This window comes from Rhizobium mongolense USDA 1844 (assembly GCF_000419765.1).
Lineage (GTDB): Bacteria > Pseudomonadota > Alphaproteobacteria > Rhizobiales > Rhizobiaceae > Rhizobium > Rhizobium mongolense.
In genome coordinates this window covers 110,550-127,300 of sequence record NZ_ATTQ01000010.1, presented here as the reverse complement: position 1 = coordinate 127,300, position 16,751 = coordinate 110,550, and the positions used below count along the sequence as shown (strand labels likewise).

The following is a 16,751-nucleotide window of genomic DNA, read 5'->3' as shown; positions in this document are numbered from 1 at the left end:
TATCTTTCTGCGCCTGCCGCATTACGTCCGGGCGTGCTTGCCGATAAAACCTTCAAGGGCCTTAAGTTCCGGATCGACGACTTGGAAGCGCTCCTCCTTAAGCATCAGACCAGCAAGCCACGTCGGAAGCGCCGGGTCAATACCGGAGGCGGATTTTACCGCGGCGGAGAATTTTGCCGGGTGCGCCGTCGCAAGCGTCACCATCGGCGTGTTCGGCTTGTCGTGCTTGGCGGCAACGAAGACGCCGATTGCCGAATGCGGGTCGAGAAGATAGCCGGTTTCGGCGTAGGTATTCTTGATCGTCTGCGCCACCTGCTTCTCGCTGGCGCGGCCGGCGCGGAAGTCCTTCTTGATGGCGGCAAGCGCCTTCGGCGCGATCTCGAAGCCATTCGACTGCTTCAGGCTGTCCATCGCATGGCGCACCTTGGAAGCGTCCCGATCATAGGCTTCGAAAAGCAGGCGCTCGAAATTCGACGAAATCTGAATGTCCATCGACGGCGAGGTCGTCGCCTTGACCTTCTGCATGTCGTAGCGGCCGGCCTTCATCGTGCGGGCGAGGATGTCGTTCTCGTTGGTCGCGATCACCAGCTTGCCGATCGGCAGGCCCATGCGTTTGGCCGCGTAGCCCGCGAAAATGTCACCGAAATTGCCGGTCGGTACCGTAAACGAAATCTTACGATCCGGCCCGCCGAGTGAGATCGCCGTCGTGAAGTAATAGACGATCTGAGCCATGATGCGCGCCCAGTTGATCGAGTTGACACCGGAAAGGCGAACCTTGTCGCGGAAGGCGGTGTCGTTGAACATCGCTTTGACGAGGTTTTGGCAGTCGTCGAAATTGCCCTTGACCGCCAGCGCGTGGACATTGGGAGCCGTCGAGGTCGTCATTTGCCGCTGCTGCACCGGCGAGATCTTGCCGTGCGGGAAGAGGATGAAAATATCGGTGCGCTCGCGACCGGCGAAGGCGTCGATGGCCGCACCGCCCGTATCGCCCGATGTTGCGCCGATGATCGTCGCGCGCTCGCCGCGCTTTTCCAGCGCATAGTCCATCAGGCGTGCCAGAAGCTGCATCGCCACGTCCTTGAAGGCGAGCGTGGTGCCGTGGAAAAGCTCCATGACGAAGCTGTTCGGTCCCGTCTGGACGAGCGGGGCGATCGCCGGATGGCGGAAGGTGCCATAAGCTTCGTCGATCATCGCCCGGAATGTGGCGGCGGGAATTTCGTCGTTCGTAAAGGGCGATAGGATCGCAAACGCGATCTCCTGGTAGCTCTTGCCGCGCAGCGCCCGGATTTCCTTCTTGGAGAAATGCGGCCATTGCCGCGGGACATAGAGGCCGCCGTCGCGCGCAAGACCCGTCAGCAACGCATCGCAAAAGCCGAGAGATGGGGCCTCGCCGCGGGTCGAGATATAGTCCACGTTCTTCATCCTTGACGTTATGGCCGGAGGAAATCCGGATAGAGGATCCAGGCGCCGAAGTTGCAGCAGATCGAAATGTGCGTCAAAACGGTGCTTACCCAATCGATTTTTCTTTGCGCCGCTGATATAGACCATCGCAAACTGTCACGAAAGGCCCTGCAAGCAAGACTTCGGGCCTGCCAGAAACTTTGTAAGAGGGTGGAATAATCGTGTTCGGCAAAGTCTCGCGTCTCCTTGTTTCCGTATCAGTCGCCGCTCTCCTTGCAAGCTGCAATTCCCTGGGCGTCGGCGGCGAAAGCAAGTCCGCCGAAGCGCCGGCGCAGCCAAACGGCAATGCCCAGATCATGCCGCTTGCGCCCGCCAATCCGTCTTCCAGCGACAAGCCGATCGGCACCGCGACCAACGTCCAAGGTACAGCGCAGCCGGTCGTCCAGGGCTCCTGCCCGCAGATTTTCATGAAGGATCAGGACGCGATCTTCCGCACCTATGCCAAGGGCAAGAAAGGTGACAACAGCCAGATCGTCCATCAGGCGGCCATCGGGGACTACACGCGTCAGTGCACGCTGAACGAACAGAACCTGACGATGACTGTCGTGGCGCAGATCCGCCTGATCGCCGGCCCGGCCGGCGGCCCCGGCCGCGTCACGCTGCCGGTCCGGATCACCGCCTTCGACGGCCAGGATGTGGTCACCTCGGAAGTGGTCCCGTTTACTGCCGAAATTCCGGCAGGGCAGACGGCCGCTCAGGTCCTCTTCCGCAAGGACGGCTTCAAGCTGCCCGTCGGCTCCGGCGCGCTGGTTCGCGTCAATATCGGTTTCGATCAGGGCCCGGCTGCGAAGACCAAGAAGAGCAGCTAAGAGCCGGCCCGTCCCACTTTTAGAGGACGCCAGCCCATTCCGAAAGAGCAGCAACGACGCCCGGCAGATCCTTCATCCGCGAGATGACCGTCTCCGCACCGGCATCCGTCAGGCGGTCGGCATGCGAGGAATAGGTATGCGATGCGCCGGTGAAGCCGATGACGCGCATGCCGGCATCACGTGCCGCATGGATCCCATGGACAGAATCTTCGACGACGACCGTCTTCGACGGCGAGACTCCCATCATCTCGGCGCCATGCAGGAAGATGTCCGGCTTCGGCTTGACGCGATCCGGCCCGAGATCTTTTGCGGAAAAGACGTTTGGAGCAAACAGCTTCTTCAGTCCCACCTTGCCGAGCATCATGTCGAGCCGGTGCGTGCTGGAATTCGAGCAGACGCAACGCTTCAGATCAAGGCGCGAGATGGCGAACTCGACGCCGGGAATGGCCTGCACGTCCCGTTCGAGGCGCAGGTCGAGCAGCTTTTCGGATTTGTCGAGCAGCGAGGCGGAAAGCGGAATGCTCGCTTCGCGCTCCACCTGCAGAAGAATGTTCTTCCAGGTCATGCCTGCGAAGCGCTCCGCCATCTCTTCGCCGCTGATCGGATAGCCTGCGTCGGTCAGAAGCTTGGACTCCACATCCGCCGCGATGATTTCGGAATCGACCAGAACGCCGTCGCAGTCGAAGATAATGAGGTCGAAGCCGTCCATGTACTCTCAAGCCTTGTTGGGGGATGATGCGATTTACACGATGGCCGTCGAAAGCTCAACCGGCACGCCGGCATGGCTGGAATGCGCCGCGCGGGCGGCTCGCGGCTGACGTTTGGCGGCTCAGGCTTCCAGCGGAAAGAGCGACAGGAACTTCTGCTCGCCTTCGGGCGAAAAGATCACCGAGCGGCTTCCCGCCGTCCGTCGCGCCCAGCCCCTGTCGAAGAAAGTCGAAAGCAGCGCCTTGCCGAGACTGCCGGCCAGATGCGCGCGGCGCTCGCTCCAGTCGAGGCAAGAGCGGCAGAGCGGGCGACGGGACGATTTGAGGCCGGAGACATCTATTCCGATGCATTGCAGCCGGCTCTCGCCTTTCGGGGTGACCGACAATCCCTCGCCGATTGCGTCGATCGCACCCGAAGCCACGAGACTGTCGAGCATGCGCACGCCGTAATCGCCGGCCAGATGGTCGTAGCAGATGCGCGCCTTGCGCAGCGCCGGTTCCTTCGGACCCGGCCGGTGGCGCAGATGTCCGCGGCTGGCAGCGAAACCCATCATGCTCTCGATCAGCAGGGCAGTTGCCTCGTCTGCGAGTGTGAAATAGCGGTGGCGGCCCTGCTTTCGCTGGGTAAGCAGGCCGCCGGTTTCTAGCTTGGCGAGATGCGTGCTCGCCGTCTGCAGGGTGATGCCACCCACTGCCGCAAGCTCGGTCGCCGTTAAGGCCCTGCCGCCCGACAGCGCAGCCAGCATGTTGGCGCGGGCAGGATCACCGATCAGCGCTCCGATCTGGGCAATATCCGGTCCTTCTTTCATACTTCGATCGTAACCGAAGCATCGTCGTCGCACAATGTGCGAAAACGCCTTTCACAAGCAAAGGAGAAACGTGATGCTGACCTGCTTCATCCGCTACGAGATCGACCCCTTCAAGAAGGATGCCTTTACCGAGTATGCCCGTGCCTGGGGGCAGGCGATTCCGCGCAACGGTGCCGATCTCATCGGCTATTTCGGCCCCCACGAGGGGTCCGCGACGACAGCCTACGGCGTCTACAACATCGAAACCCTCGCCGCCTATGAAGCCTATCGCGCCCGCCTCGCAGCCGATCCGCTCGGCAAGGAGAACTATGAATTCGCCAAACGCGAGCGCTTCATCCTGAAGGAAGACCGCATCTTCCTGAAGAACGTGTCCGTCCCTCATTCTCCGCCGGTGCTGCCATGATCGCCGTCATCTTCGAAGTCGTGCCCTATATGGGCGAACGCCACAAATACCTCGACCTTGCTGGCGACCTGCGCGCCGAACTGGAAACGATTGACGGCTTCATCTCCATCGAACGCTTCGAGAGCCTGACGATGCGCGGCAAGCTGCTGTCGCTGTCCTTCTGGCGTGACGAGGAGGCGGTCACAGAGTGGCGCAATCTCGAAGCCCACCGCGCCGCGCAGAAGGCCGGCCGCAACGGCATCTTCGCCGACTACCGCCTGCGCATCGGCCATGTGGTTCGAGACTACGGCATGTTCGAGCGGGCGGAAACGCCGGTCGATAGCCGGCAGGTGCATGATGCGGCTTAGTCAGGCTTCATCCACCTGCTTTGAATGGCCGCGACAGCGATCCGGACTTTCGGGACGTTCATCCACGATGGCGCCCCGGATAATCCTGTCGGAAAACGCCATGATATTCGTGCCGCAGCACGGCTTCGACCGCCTTGACGCGGCCCGGGCAATTTCCGGCCGCGCGTTCTTGAAATTGTCCGAATGCCGCGGCTGGCTTTCGAGATGACCCGCTCCAGAGCGAGAGGCAGGATTGTCGTTCCGGTAGTCGGCGAACGGCTTGCCGGCAATTACTGTCTTGATGATGGCAATTGCCTGAAGGATATTCGCTAGAATGTGCCGGACCTCGCGGGGGATCAAACGACCTGCAAGGCGGAATTTTCGACCTGTCCTTCGACAGGGGATGGAGGGTTGTCCGGTATCGCGAACATCGATGAGCAGTTGCTCTCGTCTTCTAGGAAGAGTTTGATGCCGATGAGACCGAAGGCGCTGACGCGGCTTGCCGGATGGAGTCGATGAAGTCGAGGTCACTCGCCGGGCCTGTCTCCTCACGCGCGACCGAACCGAAAAGGTAGAGCGAAGTTGCACCGAGCGCCCGGATGGCGTCGGCCCGTCGCTTCAGTCTCTCAATGGCTTCGTTTCTTTTCGCGAAGGAAGTTTGGCGCGGCGGCGACTTTATTTCCGCGTCCTGCATTTATTTCCCGAAATCATCCACCGGTTCAGGCTTTGGTAACCAACTTGAGTAACCATAACGGCGAGTAAAAGCGTAATGTGTATAAGCGAGTATCCATATGGCGTCAGTTTTTCCGCTTGCCGATCTCAAGACCTCCGCAACACCGGGTTCTTGGATCGACACGATCATCAAGGGTGATTGTGTTGCAGCCCTCGAAGCTTTGCCGACCAATTCTGTCGATGTCATATTCGCTGACCCGCCGTACAATCTCCAGCTCGGCGGCACGCTCCATCGTCCGGACCAGTCGCTTGTCGATGCCGTCGATGACGCGTGGGATCAGTTCGCATCCTTCGAAGCCTACGACGCCTTTACCCGCGCTTGGCTGCTTGCCTGCCGCCGCGTGCTGAAGCCTACCGGCACGATCTGGGTCATCGGCTCCTATCACAACATTTTCCGGGTCGGCGCGACCCTGCAGGACCTGAACTTCTGGATTCTCAACGACATCATCTGGCGCAAGACCAACCCGATGCCGAACTTCAAGGGCCGCCGCTTCCAGAATGCCCATGAGACGATGATCTGGGCGAGCCCCGACGCGAAGGCCAAGAGCTATACCTTCAACTACGATGCGATGAAGGCTGCCAACGACGACGTGCAGATGCGTTCCGACTGGTTGTTCCCGATCTGCAGCGGTGGCGAACGGCTGAAGGGCGACGATGGCAAGAAAGTTCATCCGACGCAGAAGCCGGAGGCGCTGCTCGCCCGTGTCATCATGGCGTCGTCGAAACCCGGCGACATCATACTCGACCCGTTCTTCGGCTCCGGCACCACCGGCGCTGTCGCCAAGCGCCTCGGCCGCCACTTCGTCGGCATCGAGCGCGAACAGGACTATATCGATGCGGCGTCTGCCCGCATTGCCGCCGTCGAGCCGCTCGGCAAGGCAGAGCTGACCGTCATGACCGGCAAGAAGCAGGAGGTTCGCGTCGCCTTCAATGCCCTGTTGGAAAGCGGCCTCATCAAACCCGGCCAGGTGCTGACTGATGCCCGCCGCCGCTACAGCGCGATTGTCCGCGCCGACGGCACGGTTGCCTCCGGCGGCGAGGCCGGTTCGATTCATCGTCTCGGCGCGAAAGTGCAGGGGCTTGATGCATGCAACGGATGGACATTCTGGCACTTCGACGACGGGCAATCCCTGCGCCCCATCGACGATTTGAGATCTGTGATCCGCAGTGATCTGGCGAAGGCGGAATGAGCAGCGGCCTGACCTGATCGAGACTACCTTCTTCCGGTTTTTGTACCTCCAGTTGCGGAAGAGGGCCTACGGCGCCCGGGATCAACACCCCGGGCGCCTTTTCTTTTCAACGCCAATCCGTCACCTTGCCCTTACGCCATAGTCGGCAAGATCGCTGCGCAACTTGTCGGCACCGGTGAAAAGCACGGCGTTCCATCCTGCCGCCCTTGCGCCTTCGACATTCGCAGGCGCGTCATCGATGAAGATCGTCGCCGCCGGCTCGAGGCTGAAGCTCCTCGTATGCGTTTCATAGATCGCGATATCCGGCTTGATTAGCCCGACATCGCCGGAAACGGTGACGCCGCGCGGTTTCGTCAGGAAGGCAAAGCGCTTCTGCGCCTCGCGGAACGTATCGGATGCGAAGTTCGTCAGCATTGTGACATCGCGGCCTTCCGCAATCAGCGCTTCCATGATCGCGACGCTGTCCTCGTAGGCATGTGGCACCATTTCGTGCCAGTACTTGCGGAAGGCGCGGATATGCTCTTCACGCGTCGGATGGGTTTCAATCAGGAGAGCTTCGGCATCCGCCCAGGTGCGTCCGCGGTCCTGTTCGACGTTCCAATCATGCGTGCAGACATTGTCGAAAAACCACTTGCGTTCGGCGGCGTCGGGAATGAGGCGGCTGTAGGGAATATTCGGATCGTAGTGGATAAGAACTTTGCCAATATCAAAAACGATATGATTTATTGATGCTGTCATGTGTCATCCCTTGGGCATTGCAAACGCAAGAGGAATAGCGGTGGCGATCGCTTTTTTCATGATGGTCGGCAGTGCCTGCGCTTCAAGATTTGTAACCGGCTCCCACCATTTGTCATCAGTCTGAATTCGCGATGGGATCGCAGTGCGGTAGATCGAAAGCCGCAGTTCGAAATGCGTGAAGACATGGATGACGCTGCCGCATGGTTCCCATTGTGCCGGGAAGGGCGCTGCATCCGCGGACGTTTCCCCATCCGCCCGCGATGTCCAAGCGGTCGTCGGCACCTCCGTCATGCCGCCGAGCAGCCCGCTTGCAATCCGCCGCTGCAGGAGGATTTCGCCGTCAGCGGTCACGGCGACGAAAGCTGCACCGCGCCGGACCGGCCTTTCCTTCTTTGCCGCCTTCACCGGAAACTGCTCGGGATCATGCAGGCGAAGCGCCTCGCACGATCCCCTGAACGGACAGAGCGAACAGGCCGGCCGTTTCGGCGTACAGATCGTCGCGCCGAGATCCATCATCGCCTGCGCGAAATCGCCGGGTCTGTCGGCTGGCGTCAACAGCGCCACCTTCTGCTTCATCAGCAGCTTGCCGGCTGGAAGCGGTGTCGCGATCGCGTAGAGCCTGGAGATCACACGCTCGACATTGCCGTCCATGACGGCAGCCTGCCTGTTGAAGGCGATCGCCGCGACCGCCGCTGCCGTATAGTCGCCGATGCCCGGCAGCGATTTCAGGCTGTCCTCCGTGTCCGGAAAGACGCCGTCATGTTGCGTGGCGACCGCTTCTGCGCATTTCTTGAGATTGCGGGCGCGGGCGTAGTAGCCGAGCCCCGCCCAAGCTGCCATGACATCGTCGTTCGGCGCCTCGGCGAGGTCGCGAACCGTTGGCCAGCGCGCCAGGAAATTGGCAAAATAGGGCTTCACGGCCTGCACGGTCGTCTGCTGCAGCATGACTTCCGAAAGCCAGACGCGATAGGGATCGGCCCTCACGCCACGCGCCGCCATCGGCGGGGAGACGCGCCAGGGTAGGTCGCGGTGATGCCGGTCGTACCAGTCGAGAAGAGGCGTTGCGGAAGGGGCGTCGGGGGTCGTTGATGTCATCATTTGCCGCGGGACGGGGAAGTGCCCTATACTTGGCGGAGCAATGCTGCGCGATCAAGGTGGTAGCGTCGATTGGCGGCGGCATCCGAAGGTTTCCATGAGTTATCCACGTAAAGCTGAAAAGCAAATATCCGAACTGGCGAACGGCCTGATCGACCCGGTGCTTGCAAAACGGGCCGGCATCAACACCGCGCTGCTCGGTTCCTGGGATGAAATTGCCGGCGAGGATTTCGCCGACTGCACACGTCCGGAAAAGATCGCCTGGGCGCGCGGCAATGAAGTCGGCACCTATAAACCCGGCGTCCTGACGATTGCGTGCGAAGGCGCGCGTGCTCTGTTTTTGACGCACGCGCAGGGCGAACTCATCCAGCGCATCAACAGCTTCTTCGGCTTTGCTGCCGTCCACCAGATCCGCATCGTCCAGAAGCCCGTTTCGCAAGCGGTCAAGCGCTCTCGCTCTCCGCCGCCCCTGAAGGGCGAGGCTGCCCGAAAGCTTGAAGACATGATGGAAGGCATCGAGGGCGACAAGCTGCGCGAGGCGGTGAAGCGGCTGGGCACGGCGGTGCTGGGGAAGCGGAGCAGATAACGGACTTTGAAAAACCGTCTTCGTTCGCATTCTTGTATTCGAGAAACGGGTCCCCATTGCTTATAGAATTGAGAAAAGCAGCGTTCAAATACGGAGGCTGTTCCAGACTGGCAGAAATACGCCTGCCGCCTTTTGGCAAAACTGAAATTGCAGATGCGGCGCGCAACGTCAGCTTTCGTCCCACCAAGGTCACAATTCTTTGAAGAAAGTTGCCGAAGCGTGCCTTGTTCGCGGCCGCGTGCCGTTATATCGCACATTCAGCCGCCACTCTCGATTAGGGGAACCCATGCTGATCTCTGAAATACAACTGACGAAACGCCAGCTTCTGAGCGGCATGGCCGCCGCGACCGCGACACTTGTGGTTACCGGCACGGCAAACGCAGCAGCCGAACTTCCGCAGCCGGCTGGCGATGTCGACATGGTGGAAGTGCTGAAGCCGGGCCCGCTGCCAGAAATGGCGCTCGGCAAGGAAGATGCGCCGGTGACCATCGTCGAATATATGTCGATGACCTGCCCGCATTGCGCCCACTTCCACAACACGACTTTCGACGTGATCAAGAAGAAGTACGTGGACACCGGCAAGGCGCGTTTCATCATCCGCGAATTCCCGTTCGATCCGGCAGCTGCTGCAGCCTTCATGCTCGCTCGCTGCAACGCTTCCAAGCCGGAAGAATTGAGCACGCCGGAACAGTATTTTCCGATGGTTTCCATGCTTTTCAAGCAGCAGGAAACCTGGGCCGCCGCTGAAGATCGCCGTGCTGCACTTCTCCAGATGGCCAAACTCGCTGGATTTAGTGAGGATAGTTTTACGAAGTGCTTGACGAACCAGAAGCTTCTGGATGAAGTGAACGCCACGCGGGAAAGGGGCTCCAAGGAGTTCGGCATCGATGCCACGCCGACTTTCCTCATCAACGGGAAGCGTTATTCTGGAGACATGCCGGTTGACACCATGTCGGCCCTCATCGACAGCCTGCTTTGATCCGTACCGTTTCAAGATGACGGGCGGCGGCCAAAGCCATGCGCCCGTTTTTTGTTCTGCGCGCCGTGAGGGCGCCGCATGAAGTTCAACAAGCTCCGCGTCATCGGATTCAAATCCTTCGTCGAGCCGACGGAATTCATTATCGAGCGGGGCCTGACCGGCGTTGTCGGGCCGAACGGCTGCGGCAAGTCCAATCTTGTCGAGGCGCTGCGCTGGGTGATGGGCGAGAACTCGTACAAGAACATGCGCGCCTCCGGCATGGACGATGTGATCTTCTCCGGTTCGGGAAACCGGCCGGCGCGCAACACGGCCGAAGTCGCACTCTATCTCGACAACAGCGAGCGTACGGCGCCTGCCGCGTTCAACGACAGCGACGAAATTCAGGTGACCCGCCGCATCGAGCGCGAACAGGGTTCGATCTATCGAATCAATGGCAAGGAAAGCCGTGCCAAGGACGTGCAGCTTCTCTTCGCCGATGCCTCGACCGGCGCGCGCTCGCCATCGATGGTCGGGCAGGGGCGTATCGGCGAGCTGATTTCGGCAAAGCCCCAGGCCCGCCGCCAGTTGCTGGAAGAGGCCGCCGGCATTTCCGGCCTGCATTCCCGCCGTCATGAGGCCGAACTGCGACTGCGTGCCGCCGAAGGCAACCTCGAACGCCTTGATGACGTGACCTCGCAGCTTGAAGGCCAGATCGAGAGCCTGAAGCGCCAGGCGCGTCAGGCGAACCGCTTCAAGACGCTGTCTGCTGAAATCCGCGCGCGCGAAGCCACACTCCTGCATATCCGCTGGGTGCAGGCGAAGGAGGCGGAAGCCGAGGCCGACAGCGCCCTTAACCAGGCGACCGTCGTCGTTGCGGAAAAGGCCCAGATCCAGATGGAGGCCGCAAAGGCTCAAGGGGTGGCCAGCCTGAAGCTTCCGGAGCTTCGCGAGAGCGAGGCGCGTGCCGCCGCTGCCCTCCAGCGGCTGCAGATCGCCAAGTCGCAGCTCGAGGACGACGCAAACCGCATCCTGCGCCGCCGCGACGAACTCACTCGCCGCCTGGCGCAACTCGCCGAGGATATTCGGCGCGAGGAGCGGCTGGTGTCGGACAATGCTGCGATCCTTTCGCGGCTCGATGCCGAGGAGGCGGATATTGCGGAGATATTGGCCGATTCTGGCCGCCATGCCGACGAGTTGCGCGAGGCTTTCGAAGGTGCTGCGGCAAAGCTTGCCGACAGCGAGCGCGTTTTCGCAGCGCTGACCGCCGAGCGTGCCGAAGCTGCCGCTGGACGCCATCAGCTGGAACGGGCGATCCGCGATCTCGCAGACCGCAAGATGCGCCTCGAACGGCAGATGAACGAAGCAAACCGCGAGTTCTCCAGTGTGGCTGAAAAGATCACTGCGCTGCCCGATCCCGATGAAAGGCGGGCAGTGGTCGAAGCTGCGGAGATGGCTGTCGCCGAGGCCGAAACGGTGATCCAGGCGATCGAACAAGCGCTCTCCGCAGCGCGAGAGACCGAAGCGCTTTCACGCGTGCCGGTCGATCAGGCGCGCTCGAAGCTGAACGCGCTGGAAACCGAAGGCCGCACGATCTCGCGCATGCTGGCTGCGGGTGCGGCGGCAGGGCAATTTCCACCGGTTGCCGATGAGCTCCGCGTCGATCGCGGCTTCGAAACGGCCTTGGGCGCTGCACTCGGCGACGATCTGGAATCGCCCCTTGATCCGAAGGCGCCCGCCCACTGGTCGGGAAATGGTGATGGCACTTCCGATCCCGCACTGCCGGCGGGTGCCGTGCCCTTGCTGAACCATGTCGGCGCGCCGGCTGCACTGACGCGCCGCTTGAAGCAGATTGGCCTCGTCGCAGATGGCGACGCGATGCGGTTGATGAACTACTTGAAGCCCGGCCAGCGCCTGGTGACGAAAGATGGCGCCGTCTACCGCTGGGATGGCCATGTGACCGGCGCCGATGCCCCGAGTGCCGCCGCTTTGCGCCTCGCCCAGAAGAACCGCCTCGGCGAGCTGGAAAGCGAAGTTTCGCTCGCTCGCGATGTTCTTTCTGAAGCGGAGGAGCGGCTTGCCATGGCGGGCGAGGCCATTCGCGGCGAGGAACGCAAGCTCAACGAAGCGCGTGACATGAGCCGCCTTTCGGCCCGTCATCTCGTCGAGGCGCGCGACGCGCTGGCTGCCGCCGAACGCGCCTCCGGCGATCTCATCCGCCGTCGCGACGTGGTTGCGGAAGCCGTCAACCAGCTCCAGTCGCAGCAGGAAGACCTCGCCGTTCAGGAAGAGACCGCGCGCATCGAGCTCGAGGATGCTCCGGATCTCACCGCACTCGACGACCGGCTGCGCATCCAGCAGGCGGAGGTCGCGACCGATCGCGGTCGTGCGGCCGAAGCGCGCGCCCGCCACGAAAGCCTGAACCGCGAGAACGAGGCTCGCCAGCGCCGCATCATTGCGATCGGCCAGGAGCGCGAGACCTGGCGCCAGCGCGCCGCAAGCGCCGAGGATCACATCGCGACCTTGCGCGATCGCGAGGAGGAGGCCCGCGAGGAAGCGGCCGAACTCGAAATGGCGCCGGATGAATTCGAGGACAAGCGCCAGGCGCTGCTGAACGAACTGCAGAAAGCAGAAGCCGCCCGCCGTGGGGCCGCAGATCTTCTCGCTGCCGCCGAACTCGTGCAGCGCGAAGCCGATCATAAGGCCGCCATCGCGCTTTCCGAGCTTGCCGAAAGCCGCGAGCGCCGCGCCCGCGCCGAAGAGCGCCTCGTCTCTGCGCGCGAGAAGCGGCAGGAGAGCGAAAGCCGAATCCGGGAAGTGCTCAATGTTCCGCCGCATGAGGCGTACCGTCTGACAGGCCTGCAGGCTATGCAGTCCGTCCCAGACTTGCGCGAGGTCGAGCGTGAGCTGGAGCGGCTGAAGATGGAGCGCGAGCGACTCGGAGCCGTGAACCTCCGCGCCGAGGAAGAGCAGAAGGAACTCACCGAAAAGCTCGAGGCGCTGATCAGGGAGCGTGACGACGTCATCGACGCCATCCGCAAGCTCCGCGGCGCGATCCAGAGCCTCAACCGCGAGGGCCGCGAACGCCTGATCGCCGCCTTCGACGTCGTCAACGGCCAGTTCCAGCGCCTCTTCACCCATCTTTTCGGTGGCGGCACGGCGGAGCTTCAGCTGATCGAATCCGATGATCCTCTGGAGGCGGGCCTCGAAATCCTCGCCCGCCCGCCCGGCAAAAAGCCACAGACGATGACACTGCTTTCGGGCGGCGAACAGGCGCTCACGGCCATGGCCCTGATCTTCGCGGTCTTCCTCACCAATCCGGCACCAATCTGCGTGCTGGACGAGGTGGATGCGCCGCTGGATGATCACAATGTTGAGCGCTATTGCAATCTGATGGACGAAATGGCGGCATCGACCGAGACCCGATTCGTGATCATTACTCACAATCCGATCACCATGGCGCGCATGAATCGACTTTTTGGTGTAACGATGGCCGAGCAAGGTGTATCGCAGCTTGTTTCCGTCGACTTGCAAACCGCCGAACGCCTTCGCGAAACGGCCTGAAAAATAAGCGCTTTCATAAATACCCAAAAAAGGTCACGTCCCAAAGGACATGTTAACCCAATTGGGTGATGCTCTTTTTCCAGAATTGAATTAGAAGTTGTTTCTAGATGGCGGACCTGAGATGCGGGCTTATGCGCATGTTGGATCGACCGGGTGGCATACCGAATAAGGGCAGTCGGATTTACCCGGTTTAACGTACCCCCCGTCCAGTTTCCTGGCTGGACGGAAACAAGGCTTTGCGGGACGGTTGTTGCAGTCCCGCAAAGCTTTTTTTCTTCCCTGTTCCAATCAATCGGTTCGAAACGGCGTGCATCCATTGTGCGGTGCAATATTTCGCCGTATTTGTCGATTTTCATTTCAGGACCAAGGGAATAAGCTGGTCCTGATTTTAATCGGGGGGAAGATGACCAAACTGGTCTATACGTTCGGCAACGGGCAGGCGGAAGGTCGCGCACGGGACCATGACGTTTTGGGCGGTAAGGGCGCCAATCTGGCCGAGATGTGCAGCCTGGGCCTGCCGGTGCCGCCCGGCTTTACCATCGTCGCCGATGCCTGCAGCGCTTATTACACGCTCGGCAGACGGATCGATGCTGGCCTGAAAGATGAAATCCGCCGCGGATTGGAGACGATCGAGAAGGCGACCGGCCGGCAGTTCGGCGCAAAGGACCGGCCGCTGCTCTTGTCGGTCCGCTCGGGCGCCCGCATTTCCATGCCGGGCATGATGGATACGGTTCTCAATCTCGGCCTCAACGACGAAACCGTGCAGGCGCTGGGACATGATGCGGGCGACGCCCGGTTTGCCTGGGATAGCTACCGCCGCTTCATCCAGATGTATGCGGATGTCGTCATGGGCCTTGATCACGAAATTTTCGAGGAGATCCTGGAAGACCAGAAGGCGCGTCTCGGCCATGAGCTCGAGACCGAGCTGACGGCCAGCGACTGGCAGCATGTCGTTTCGCTGTATAAGGAGCTGATCGAGGAGGAACTCGGCGAGGAATTCCCGCAGGATCCCGAAGAGCAGCTCTGGGGTGCCATCGGTGCCGTCTTCGCAAGCTGGATGAGCGCGCGCGCCGTCACCTATCGCCAGCTCCACAACATTCCGGGAGGCTGGGGCACGGCCGTCAACGTCCAGGCCATGGTCTTCGGCAATCTCGGCAATGCGTCGGCAACCGGGGTCGCCTTTACGCGCAACCCCTCGACCGGCGAAAGGTCGCTCTACGGCGAATTCCTTGTCAATGCGCAAGGCGAAGACGTGGTCGCCGGCATCCGCACCCCCCAAAGCATTACGGAGGAGGGACGCATCAACTCCGGTTCCGACCGTCCGTCGCTGGAAAAGCTGATGCCAGAGGCTTTCGAGGAACTCACCCGTATCTGCACGGAGCTCGAAGCGCACTACCGCGACATGCAGGACATCGAATTCACCATCGAGCGCGGCAAGCTCTGGATGCTGCAGACGCGCTCCGGCAAGCGCTCGACAAAGGCGGCCATGAAGATCGCCGTCGATATGGTGGATGAAAAGCTGATCACCGAAGAGCAGGCGGTGCTGCGCATCGAGCCGTCAACGCTCGACCAGCTTCTGCACCCGACGATCGATCCGCGTGTAGACCGCCAGGTGATCGGCACCGGATTGCCGGCTTCGCCGGGGGCTGCGACCGGCGCGATCGTCTTCACAGCGGAAGAGGCGGTCGAGGCGGATGAGGAGGGCCGCAAGGTCATTCTGCTCCGCGTCGAAACGAGCCCGGAGGATATCCACGGCATGCATGCCGCAGAAGGTATCCTCACCACGCGCGGCGGTATGACCAGCCACGCGGCGGTGGTCGCCCGCGGCATGGGCGTCCCTTGCGTGGTCGGGGCCGGGACCATGCGCATCGATCTCCGCAACGAGCGCCTTATTGGTGTTGGCGTGACGCTGAAAAAGGGCGACATCATCACCATCGATGGCTCGGCCGGGCAGGTGCTGAAGGGCGAGGTTCCGATGATCCAGCCGGAGCTTTCCGGCGATTTCGGCCGCATCATGGGCTGGGCCGACAGGCTCCGCCGCATGACGGTGCGCACCAATGCCGATACCCCCGCCGACGCGCGCGCTGCGCGTGCCTTCGGCGCGGAAGGTATCGGCCTCTGCCGCACCGAACACATGTTCTTCGAAGGCGAGCGCATCCATGTCATGCGTGAAATGATCCTTGCCGAAGACGAAAAGGGCAGGCGCGCCGCACTCGACAAGCTGCTGCCAATGCAGCGGTTGGATTTCACCGGCCTCTTCAGCGTCATGCACGGCCTGCCGGTGACGATCCGCTTGCTCGATCCGCCGCTCCACGAATTCCTGCCGAAGACCGAGGAAGAGGTCGTGGATGTCGCCGCTGCCATGGGCATGGAGGCGGCCGCACTCCGACAGCGTGTCGATGCGCTGCACGAGTTCAACCCGATGCTCGGCCACCGCGGCTGCCGGCTAGCCATTTCCCATCCCGAAATCGTCGAAATGCAGGCGCGCGCCATTTTCGAGGCGGCTATTGCCGCCGCGCAGGAAACGGGGGCGGCCGTCGTGCCGGAAATCATGGTGCCACTCGTCGGCCTGCGTTCGGAATTGGATTATGTCAAGGAACGGATCGACGCGGTTGCCGGGGAGGTGATGACCGAGGCTGGCATGAAGATCGATTATCTCGTCGGCACGATGATCGAGTTGCCGCGGGCAGCCCTGCGCGCGCACAAGATCGCCGAGGCCGCCGAGTTCTTCTCCTTCGGCACCAACGACCTGACGCAGACGACCTTCGGCATGTCGCGCGACGATGCCTCCGCCTTCATCCCGACTTACCAGCGAAAGGGGATTATCGAGCACGATCCTTTCATCTCACTGGATTTCGACGGCGTCGGCGAGTTGATCAGCATCGCTGCAGAACGCGGCAGGCGCACACGCAACGACATGAAGCTCGGCATCTGCGGCGAGCATGGCGGCGATCCCGCCTCGATCCATTTCTGTGAGACGATCGGCCTCGATTATGTCTCCTGTTCGCCGTTCCGCGTGCCGATTGCCCGGCTCGCGGCAGCTCAGGCGGTCATCAGCAACGGTCAGCGGCGGTAATAGCGCGGATAGTAGATCGGCCGGGTGAAGTCGTCGAAGTTTTCATCTGCCTGCGCGCGAAATGCCCGCGCGTCGGCGCGCCTGTCGAGATCAATGCGCTGCAAGCAGGTGGCAAACGCGTCGGTGCCGCGCCTGAAGCCGTAGCTGAGGCATCGCCGCTCGTCGGCAGCCCGCCGTTCTTCCGGCGTGAGGGTCTGGCAGGCCGAAAGGCTGATCGCGATGGCGGCGAGGGACAGGGAAAGAGCGGAAAGACGCATAGCACATTCTCCGATGCATGAACCTGTCGCCAGACAAGAGGCG

At 61.6% G+C, this 16,751-nt stretch carries 15 protein-coding genes; 8 read left to right on the top strand and 7 right to left on the bottom strand.

Annotated features, from left to right (window positions below; all coding sequences use genetic code 11):
• Positions 1 to 21 precede the first annotated feature (21 nt).
• Positions 22 to 1,413, bottom strand: a complete 1,392-nt coding sequence (gene thrC / locus A3C3_RS0120445) for a threonine synthase (RefSeq protein ID WP_376774877.1) — start codon at positions 1,411 to 1,413, stop codon at positions 22 to 24.
• A gap of 206 nt (positions 1,414 to 1,619) precedes the next feature.
• Between thrC and A3C3_RS0120440 the strand changes: the two genes are divergently transcribed.
• Positions 1,620 to 2,270, top strand: coding sequence for a hypothetical protein (locus A3C3_RS0120440; RefSeq protein ID WP_028739834.1), 651 nt, complete (start codon positions 1,620 to 1,622; stop codon positions 2,268 to 2,270).
• A gap of 19 nt (positions 2,271 to 2,289) precedes the next feature.
• Here the strand turns inward: A3C3_RS0120440 and A3C3_RS0120435 are convergent, their stop codons facing one another.
• Both A3C3_RS0120435 and A3C3_RS0120430 read right to left on the bottom strand, forming a co-directional pair.
• Positions 2,290 to 2,979, bottom strand: coding sequence for an HAD family hydrolase (locus A3C3_RS0120435; protein WP_022716443.1), 690 nt, complete (start codon positions 2,977 to 2,979; stop codon positions 2,290 to 2,292).
• A gap of 120 nt (positions 2,980 to 3,099) precedes the next feature.
• Positions 3,100 to 3,786: an ArsR/SmtB family transcription factor gene (locus A3C3_RS0120430; protein WP_022716442.1), complete on the bottom strand. Its 687-nt coding sequence runs from the start codon at positions 3,784 to 3,786 to the stop codon at positions 3,100 to 3,102.
• Positions 3,787 to 3,859: 73 nt separating this feature from the next.
• On the opposite strand from A3C3_RS0120430, the gene A3C3_RS0120425 reads away from it, so the two are divergent.
• Positions 3,860 to 4,189, top strand: coding sequence for an NIPSNAP family protein (locus A3C3_RS0120425; RefSeq protein ID WP_022716441.1), 330 nt, complete (start codon positions 3,860 to 3,862; stop codon positions 4,187 to 4,189).
• On the top strand, positions 4,186 to 4,536 hold the full coding sequence (locus A3C3_RS0120420; RefSeq protein WP_022716440.1) for an antibiotic biosynthesis monooxygenase family protein: 351 nt from the start codon (positions 4,186 to 4,188) through the stop codon (positions 4,534 to 4,536). Before A3C3_RS0120425 ends, A3C3_RS0120420 begins: the two co-directional genes overlap by 4 nt.
• A 433-nt stretch (positions 4,537 to 4,969) precedes the next feature.
• Here A3C3_RS0120420 and A3C3_RS42680 read toward each other — a convergent pair whose 3' ends face one another.
• Positions 4,970 to 5,209, bottom strand: a complete 240-nt coding sequence (locus A3C3_RS42680; protein ID WP_051154499.1) for a nucleotidyltransferase family protein — start codon at positions 5,207 to 5,209, stop codon at positions 4,970 to 4,972.
• A 97-nt stretch (positions 5,210 to 5,306) separates the two neighbouring features.
• Between A3C3_RS42680 and A3C3_RS0120405 the strand changes: the two genes are divergently transcribed.
• Positions 5,307 to 6,437, top strand: coding sequence for a site-specific DNA-methyltransferase (locus A3C3_RS0120405; RefSeq protein ID WP_022716438.1), 1,131 nt, complete (start codon positions 5,307 to 5,309; stop codon positions 6,435 to 6,437).
• A gap of 120 nt (positions 6,438 to 6,557) precedes the next feature.
• Here the strand turns inward: A3C3_RS0120405 and A3C3_RS0120400 are convergent, their stop codons facing one another.
• Both A3C3_RS0120400 and mutY read right to left on the bottom strand, forming a co-directional pair.
• A complete protein-coding gene (locus tag A3C3_RS0120400; RefSeq protein ID WP_022716437.1) occupies positions 6,558 to 7,175 on the bottom strand; it encodes an HAD family hydrolase in 618 nt (205 codons plus the stop codon).
• 3 nt (positions 7,176 to 7,178) lie between these two features.
• The gene (gene mutY, locus A3C3_RS0120395) at positions 7,179 to 8,270 is read right to left on the bottom strand and encodes an A/G-specific adenine glycosylase (RefSeq protein WP_022716436.1); all 1,092 of its coding nucleotides are present in this window, start codon (positions 8,268 to 8,270) and stop codon (positions 7,179 to 7,181) included.
• 97 nt (positions 8,271 to 8,367) lie between these two features.
• Between mutY and A3C3_RS0120390 the strand changes: the two genes are divergently transcribed.
• The 4 genes from A3C3_RS0120390 (at position 8,368) to ppdK (ending at position 16,451) form a co-directional block, all read left to right on the top strand.
• Positions 8,368 to 8,856, top strand: coding sequence for a DUF721 domain-containing protein (locus A3C3_RS0120390; RefSeq protein ID WP_028739833.1), 489 nt, complete (start codon positions 8,368 to 8,370; stop codon positions 8,854 to 8,856).
• A gap of 286 nt (positions 8,857 to 9,142) precedes the next feature.
• On the top strand, positions 9,143 to 9,835 hold the full coding sequence (locus A3C3_RS0120385) for a DsbA family protein (protein ID WP_028739832.1): 693 nt from the start codon (positions 9,143 to 9,145) through the stop codon (positions 9,833 to 9,835).
• A gap of 78 nt (positions 9,836 to 9,913) precedes the next feature.
• Positions 9,914 to 13,375 carry a chromosome segregation SMC family protein gene (locus tag A3C3_RS0120380; protein ID WP_022716434.1) on the top strand — a complete coding sequence of 1,154 codons (3,462 nt, stop codon included), beginning with the start codon at positions 9,914 to 9,916 and terminating at the stop codon, positions 13,373 to 13,375.
• A gap of 403 nt (positions 13,376 to 13,778) precedes the next feature.
• The gene (ppdK, locus tag A3C3_RS0120375) at positions 13,779 to 16,451 is read left to right on the top strand and encodes a pyruvate, phosphate dikinase (protein ID WP_022716433.1); all 2,673 of its coding nucleotides are present in this window, start codon (positions 13,779 to 13,781) and stop codon (positions 16,449 to 16,451) included.
• Here ppdK and A3C3_RS38840 read toward each other — a convergent pair.
• On the bottom strand, positions 16,439 to 16,708 hold the full coding sequence (locus A3C3_RS38840) for a hypothetical protein (RefSeq protein ID WP_022716432.1): 270 nt from the start codon (positions 16,706 to 16,708) through the stop codon (positions 16,439 to 16,441). The two genes, ppdK and A3C3_RS38840, sit on opposite strands and share 13 nt — an antisense overlap.
• Between the last annotated feature and the right edge of the window lie 43 nt (positions 16,709 to 16,751).

What these genes read in the sequence shown, in the direction of transcription:
- A3C3_RS0120435 (WP_022716443.1), bottom strand. Translation starts at nt 2,979, where the DNA reads ATGGACGGCTTCGACCTCATTATCTTCGACTGCGACGGCGTTCTGGTC.
- A3C3_RS42680 (WP_051154499.1), bottom strand. Translation starts at nt 5,209, where the DNA reads ATGCAGGACGCGGAAATAAAGTCGCCGCCGCGCCAAACTTCCTTCGCG.
- A3C3_RS0120380 (WP_022716434.1), top strand. Translation starts at nt 9,914, where the DNA reads ATGAAGTTCAACAAGCTCCGCGTCATCGGATTCAAATCCTTCGTCGAG.
- A3C3_RS0120430 (WP_022716442.1), bottom strand. Translation starts at nt 3,786, where the DNA reads ATGAAAGAAGGACCGGATATTGCCCAGATCGGAGCGCTGATCGGTGAT.
- A3C3_RS38840 (WP_022716432.1), bottom strand. Translation starts at nt 16,708, where the DNA reads ATGCGTCTTTCCGCTCTTTCCCTGTCCCTCGCCGCCATCGCGATCAGC.
- ppdK (WP_022716433.1), top strand. Translation starts at nt 13,779, where the DNA reads ATGACCAAACTGGTCTATACGTTCGGCAACGGGCAGGCGGAAGGTCGC.
- A3C3_RS0120420 (WP_022716440.1), top strand. Translation starts at nt 4,186, where the DNA reads ATGATCGCCGTCATCTTCGAAGTCGTGCCCTATATGGGCGAACGCCAC.
- A3C3_RS0120400 (WP_022716437.1), bottom strand. Translation starts at nt 7,175, where the DNA reads ATGACAGCATCAATAAATCATATCGTTTTTGATATTGGCAAAGTTCTT.
- A3C3_RS0120425 (WP_022716441.1), top strand. Translation starts at nt 3,860, where the DNA reads ATGCTGACCTGCTTCATCCGCTACGAGATCGACCCCTTCAAGAAGGAT.
- A3C3_RS0120405 (WP_022716438.1), top strand. Translation starts at nt 5,307, where the DNA reads ATGGCGTCAGTTTTTCCGCTTGCCGATCTCAAGACCTCCGCAACACCG.
- A3C3_RS0120385 (WP_028739832.1), top strand. Translation starts at nt 9,143, where the DNA reads ATGCTGATCTCTGAAATACAACTGACGAAACGCCAGCTTCTGAGCGGC.
- A3C3_RS0120390 (WP_028739833.1), top strand. Translation starts at nt 8,368, where the DNA reads ATGAGTTATCCACGTAAAGCTGAAAAGCAAATATCCGAACTGGCGAAC.
- mutY (WP_022716436.1), bottom strand. Translation starts at nt 8,270, where the DNA reads ATGACATCAACGACCCCCGACGCCCCTTCCGCAACGCCTCTTCTCGAC.